Genomic DNA, 316 nt, shown 5'->3' on the forward strand with positions numbered 1-316 from the left:
ACGACATTTAATGCCGTGTTGCTCTTTGATGCTTCTTACCATATACAGGCTAATGTTATGGCCTTGCTCGCTTAGATGAGCATGCAGTCGATCTGCGCCATAACGTTCTTTCGTTTCATTGTGAGCCGCTTTAACCAGTAATTCAGACTGGTTGCGATGTATCTGTTGGTCGCTGAGATCACGACTTAGCCAGTCGTAATAGCTTGATGGCTTAACCCTTAACACACGGCACATAGTGGTGATGCGAAAGAGGAACTGGTTGTCTTTGATAAAGGCGTACCTGACTAACTGTTTCTCGCGAAGTACGCCGTCGCCT

Annotated in this window: 1 protein-coding gene; it reads right to left on the bottom strand. The window is 46.5% G+C overall.

What is annotated here, in order from left to right; translation table 11 throughout:
• Positions 1–316 (bottom strand): IS3 family transposase (locus tag EI164_RS16845; protein ID WP_192521091.1); only part of this gene is annotated, 316 nt, incomplete at both ends.

It is taken from the genome of Psychrobacter sp. FME13, from assembly GCF_014861395.1.
GTDB lineage: Bacteria > Pseudomonadota > Gammaproteobacteria > Pseudomonadales > Moraxellaceae > Psychrobacter.